Source organism: Methylophaga sp. UBA5088 (assembly GCF_002414625.1).
Classification (GTDB): Bacteria; Pseudomonadota; Gammaproteobacteria; order Nitrosococcales; family Methylophagaceae; genus Methylophaga; species Methylophaga marina.
The window spans coordinates 1-5,562 of record NZ_DIAC01000010.1; the positions used below are offsets into that span (position 1 = coordinate 1).

Annotated in this window: 4 protein-coding genes; 1 reads left to right on the forward strand and 3 read right to left on the reverse strand. The window is 43.3% G+C overall.

Annotated elements, in window-relative coordinates; translation table 11 throughout:
* Positions 1-809, forward strand: an 809-nt coding sequence (locus B4K20_RS00675; RefSeq protein ID WP_289281496.1) for an ATP-binding cassette domain-containing protein, incomplete at its 5' end; no start/stop codon positions are given.
* A gap of 6 nt (positions 810-815) precedes the next feature.
* Here B4K20_RS00675 and amt read toward each other — a convergent pair.
* From amt to B4K20_RS00690, 3 genes are all read right to left on the reverse strand, one after another.
* Positions 816-3,866: an ammonium transporter gene (gene amt, locus B4K20_RS00680; RefSeq protein ID WP_289281497.1), complete on the reverse strand. Its 3,051-nt coding sequence runs from the start codon at positions 3,864-3,866 to the stop codon at positions 816-818.
* A 192-nt stretch (positions 3,867-4,058) separates the two neighbouring features.
* On the reverse strand, positions 4,059-4,823 hold the full coding sequence (locus tag B4K20_RS00685) for an elongation factor-1 alpha (RefSeq protein ID WP_286305446.1): 765 nt from the start codon (positions 4,821-4,823) through the stop codon (positions 4,059-4,061).
* 78 nt (positions 4,824-4,901) lie between these two features.
* Positions 4,902-5,562 (reverse strand): DUF4197 domain-containing protein (locus tag B4K20_RS00690; RefSeq protein ID WP_349678784.1); only part of this gene is annotated, 661 nt, incomplete at its 5' end.

Here is a 5,562-nt window from a genome sequence, read left to right on the forward strand (position 1 = left end):
CCATCTTGTTGAAAAGAATCGAACCTGAACACGGTTCAGTGAAACTCGGTACCAACCTGGAAATTGCTTTTTTTGATCAATTACGCAGCCAACTCGATGAAGAAGAATCGGTGGTTGAAAACGTGGGACAGGGTAGTGATCACGTAGAAATTAACGGTAGCCGTAAACATATTATTGGTTATCTGCAGGACTTTCTGTTTACGCCTGACCGAGCGAGAACACCGGTCAAAGCCTTATCTGGCGGCGAACGAAATCGGCTGTTACTAGCGAAACTGTTTACCCAACCTGCTAACTTACTGGTGATGGACGAACCGACTAATGATCTCGATGCTGAGACATTGGAATTGCTGGAAGATTTGTTGCTGAACTACTCTGGTACCTTACTGTTGGTCAGCCATGATCGTTCTTTTATTAATAATGTGGTCACCAGCAGTATTGTGTTTGATACCGACGGCGAACTACGTGAATATGTCGGTGGTTATGATGACTGGTTAAGACAACGCACGGAAACACAAAACAACAAACCAAAAGTTGAAACTAAACCTGCAGTTGAAAAGCCAGCGAATAAACCCGCAAAGAAATCCACACTGACTTACCAAGAAAAACTGGATCTTGAAGCGTTGCCAGCCATTATTGAAAAGCTGGAAATGGAGCAAGAAACTCTAACAGCAAAGATGTCGGAGCCAGATTTCTATCAGCAAGAGGCAGACAAAGTCAGCCAGGTTCAACAAGCACTGTCTGAATTAGAAGCAAAAATGTCAGAAGCTTTCGAGCGCTGGGAGCTGTTGGAGGAAAAGGCCAACAGCTAAGCAGGTTTAAGTCACAGAAAGGTTTTGCTCTAATAACGTCATGACGTGTTTTGCTGCTATAGGCCGGCTGAAATAATATCCCTGATAAACATCGCAGTGGTGTTGTTTCAGGAACTGTAATTGTTCCTGATTTTCAACGCCTTCTGCGATGACTTCCAGGCCAAGACTTTTGGCTAATGTAATAATCGCTTTGCAAATCGCGGCATCTTCAATATTGATACTGCACTCTCTAATGAAGGCCTGATCAATTTTCAGCACATCCACAGGAAATTTTTTCAGGTAACTGAGTGAGGAATAGCCGGTGCCAAAATCGTCGATCGATAAGCGGATATGCGTTTTTTTCAACGCTGACAAAGCCGCAATACTTTCTTCTGTGTTGCCGGTTAAAACGCCTTCCGTAATCTCAAATTCCAGCATGTCGCCGCGGATGCCATACTGCGTCATCAGTTTTTCAACATAAGCGCTTAATGTATTGGAGTGCAGGTGATGACCTGAGATATTGATGGCGATGGGTAATAGGGTCGCACCGGCATCACGCCATGCTGACAACTGCTTGATGACATTTTCAATGACCCATTCCCCCACATCTATGATCATATTGGATTCATCAATAACCGGAATAAAGTCACCAGGCATGATTAAGCCATGATCCGGGTGTTTCCAGCGTAATAAGGCTTCAAAACCGACTACTTCACTGGTTTCACAAGACACTTTTGGTTGATATTCCAAAAATAACTGATTTTTCTTGATAGCATCAGGTAATGCATGTTCAAGTTGAAAATGTTGCAGGGATTTTTCGCTCATTTCTTCAAGGAAAACGCGATAGGTGTTGCGTCCTGCCTGCTTGGCTTTGTACATAGCAATGTCAGCGTGCTGTAACAGCTGTTCAGCTTGAACCTGACCGTTTACGGATATAGCAATACCAATGCTGGTAGGCACGACCAGATTTTGTTGAGCCAAGGTCACTGGAGCCCGCATCACACTCAAAATATCCATGGCTTTGCTTTCGGCATTCTCGAGCGTGATATCACCAGACAGGACAATGACAAACTCATCACCACCCCAACGTCCAACCAGATCAAGTTCTCGTGTCACTTTACCGAGACGATGAGCGACTTCGCATAACAGTTCATCACCGGCTTTATGACCCAGATTGTCATTAATTTTTTTGAACTGATCTAAATCCAGAAACATCAACACGACCGAACCGGGCGTTTGTTGATGATATTGCAGTAGCTGCTTTAAATGGCTCATAAAATAAGTACGGTTATAGAGCCCGGTGAGCGGATCGTTATAAGCCAGTTGTTTAAGGCGATTCTGTAGCTTTATTTGCTGGGTAATATCACGGATATGCAAGGTATATTCGACACGCGGCTGTGTTGTGTCTGTAGTTTGTGTGATGACTACTTCAGCAGGAAACTCTTCGCCATCACTTCGTGTTAACTCAGCAATATTGTGTCGTTTCAGCACCAATCCATCACCACTGACAAAGCCTTGTGATAAATTATTCATCGCTGCAGTACGAGACTGTTCAGTAATAAATAAAGCAAAAAAGTTTTGTCCCATCACTGAGCGCTTGGACATACCAAAACACTGCTCAGCAGCTGGATTAAACTCAATAATTTCTCCGCGTTCGTTGACAGTCACAATACAATCCATGGCTGCCTGCAAAATGGCACCTTTTCGAAACTCACTCTCTTTATAAGCAGAGAATGCCTGATCGCGTTGTTTTATTTCTTGATTAACCTTATCTATAACGCGATTGTATTGTTGAGCAATTTGACCCACTTCAGTGAAAGGCTCAACGGGGACAGTAGATGAAAAATCAGACTTTTGTTGCTGGTGATGCATGGCAGCAAGAAGGTCAAAAACTTCGGTACTGACACGGTGCTCCGCCACATTGAGCCCGATTAATTCTGCATTCGCATCAACACGCAGTGGATAAAAGTGATTGATTATTTTGAACACCACATAGGCAATGACAAAACTGTATAGACCGATGCTGGCAATCCCTAAAAGTTGTACTTCCAACTGATCCAATCGACTCAGCCCTGTGCCAATTTTGGCAGGGTCACCCAGTAATGCGAGTGCAACCGTGCCCCAGATACCAGCAAATAAATGCACAGGAATAACACTGATAGCATCATCGATCTTTTTCCACTCGAGCAGCTTGTCACCATAAAAAACGATAATCCCGCCGATGATGCCAATTAAAAACGCCTGGTCACTGCTCACTGCATGACAGTTTGCTGTAATAGAGACTAAACCGCCTAATACGCCGTTAATAATCATTAATACATCAACATAGCCGTCGGAGATGTATTTCAGAAGGGTGGTTGAGATACCACCCCAAAGTGCGGCAACTAAAGTATTGAGTAATATACTGGGCACATTATCTGACCAGGCCAGTGTGCTGCCACCATTAAAGCCAAACCACCCAAACCAGATAAGCATCGCACCTAACACGGCCATGGGCAGATTGCTGCCAGGGATACGTCGGTTATCGACATCATAGCGTCCAATACGTGGCCCAATGATCAAAATAGCCGCTAAGGCTACCCAGCCACCGACAGAGTGCACAACTGTTGAGCCAGCAAAATCAACAAATCCCAGCATTTCAAGCCAGCCTGTGGGAGTGCCTGTGAAAATACCTGCCCAGGCCCAATGACCGATAATAGGGTAGATACATAAGGTGATAGTCACTGTAATAATCACATAACCAATATAACTGGTGCGTTCGGCTACGGCACCAGAAACCAGGGTGGCGGCAGTGCCGCAGAACATCATCTGAAAAATAAAGAAAGTGGTGGAATTAGCTGTGGGGGTATCCCCAAACATAAAATGGCTTAAACCAAAAAAGCCAGAAACACTATCCCCAAACATAATGCCAAAGCCAATTAACCAAAAGATGGCGCTAGATATAGTAAAGTCAGTGATATTTTTTGCGGCGACGTTAATGCTGTTTTTACTGCGGACCAAGCCACTTTCCAAACAGAGAAATCCGGCCTGCATAGTAAACACAAGGCAAGCTGAGCAAAGTAACCATAATGTATCCACGACTGGGGGTACCCTTTCTAGATCTGATTTATTCTGTTTTTACGATATTTCAGAAAATAAATCTATACGTTATATAACGAAATGGAAGACTTTCCCGATAGACCAACCATTATTCTGAAGAGAAACAAATAAAAAAGCCATTTACCCGAAAGGGGTAAATGGCTTGAGTTTTAAGTAGTGTTTTGTGATGACTTATTCGTCTAATAATGCATCACGGTCGTCACTGTGGCGTTTTGGCATAATCCACATTTCATACATCGATACACACCACATAAAGGCAAATGACATCGCCATGGCGCCACCGGCTATGATGACCATCCATGCAAAGTTTGGATTAAGTTTTGTCAGCCACCATGAGCTAATGTCAACAATTAGGAAGACATAAGGTGTCACTATTGCGGTGACTTTAAGTGCTTTAGGTACGCCTGAAGCCAAGCTGAAGATTAAACCTACAAACATAAAGATAAAGGCAATACCAAATAAGTGAATATGTGAGACACGAGCGAGTGACTGGAATGAGGCGCCGGTGTCTACAACAGCACGTTCTTTGATATTTTTAAAATCGGTGTAGTCAGGGATAGGCATACCTGAGTCAGCGTTGTGACATGGGATACAATTGGCTTCAAAGATTTGTTTAATACCAGTGCCTTCATAAGCGGCTTCAGTGGCGCCCTGATGCACCCATGTAACTATGGCAGCACGATCTTCATCACTCGCCATCGGCTTCATTGAGCCACTTAGTTTGTTTTCCAATAAAGAGTTATTTCGGTTGCCATAATAGCTGATAACAATATCATCAACAGATAGACCGTATTTACCATCCGCCAAGCCATGCGTGAGTTGAATCTGAACGATAGCCATCAGATAGCCAACAGCGACCACCATCAGGTATCCACTAAACAAAGCTTTTAATGAAGTGCCTTGACTGGCGAGGTTCAGCTTGTGCGATTGAGCCATGAATTTTTCCTTTATTTTCTATGTAAGCGCTATGTTATTACATTCAATCGTTCAATAGTAGCTATTGAGAAAGATTCATTATTGAAATACAGTTTTAAGCAATTCTGTTGTGCGAGCCGTTGGGTTTTCCCGGATCTTTTTCTCTTCAGCTGCCAACATGGTAAACAAGCCATCAAGAGCCTGTTCAGTCACATAATCAGGTAAATCCATATTAATCTCTTTTCCTACCACAGGTACGTCTGCAACTTTATCGGTGAGCTGATTGTAGTACTTAGTCGAGCCCACTTGGTCCAGACTTTCCTCTATGGTTGGTTTGAATAATGTTCGTAGTTCTTCCCCTGTGTGCTGTTTGAAATATTGTGTTGCAGCGTTGTCACCACCATTCAATATTTTTTTCGCGTCATCAATGCTCATGGCTTTTATAGCATTGACTAGAATAGTCGTTGCTTGTGGTGCCGCTTTTTCAGCCGCTCTATTCATACTGGTCTCAAATTCATTTGCCAGACCTTCCATTCCAAACTGGCGCATTACCATACCCACTTTTTCAATTTGAGGAGGGAGTGGGATACGGATATCGGCATTTTTTAGATAACCGTTCGGTTGGCTGACACTCGCAACCGCACGCTCACTGCCTACCTTCAATGCTTCTTTAAGACCAGAAATAATAGTAGATATATCCAGATTGTTAGACTGTTTGGATGACGTGGCGTCTGAGATAGAGGAATTGAGTAATGTTTTA

Bases quoted from the DNA above. Each gene is read 5' to 3' on its own strand.
- B4K20_RS00685 (WP_286305446.1), bottom strand. From the start codon at position 4,823: ATGGCTCAATCGCACAAGCTGAACCTCGCCAGTCAAGGCACTTCATTA.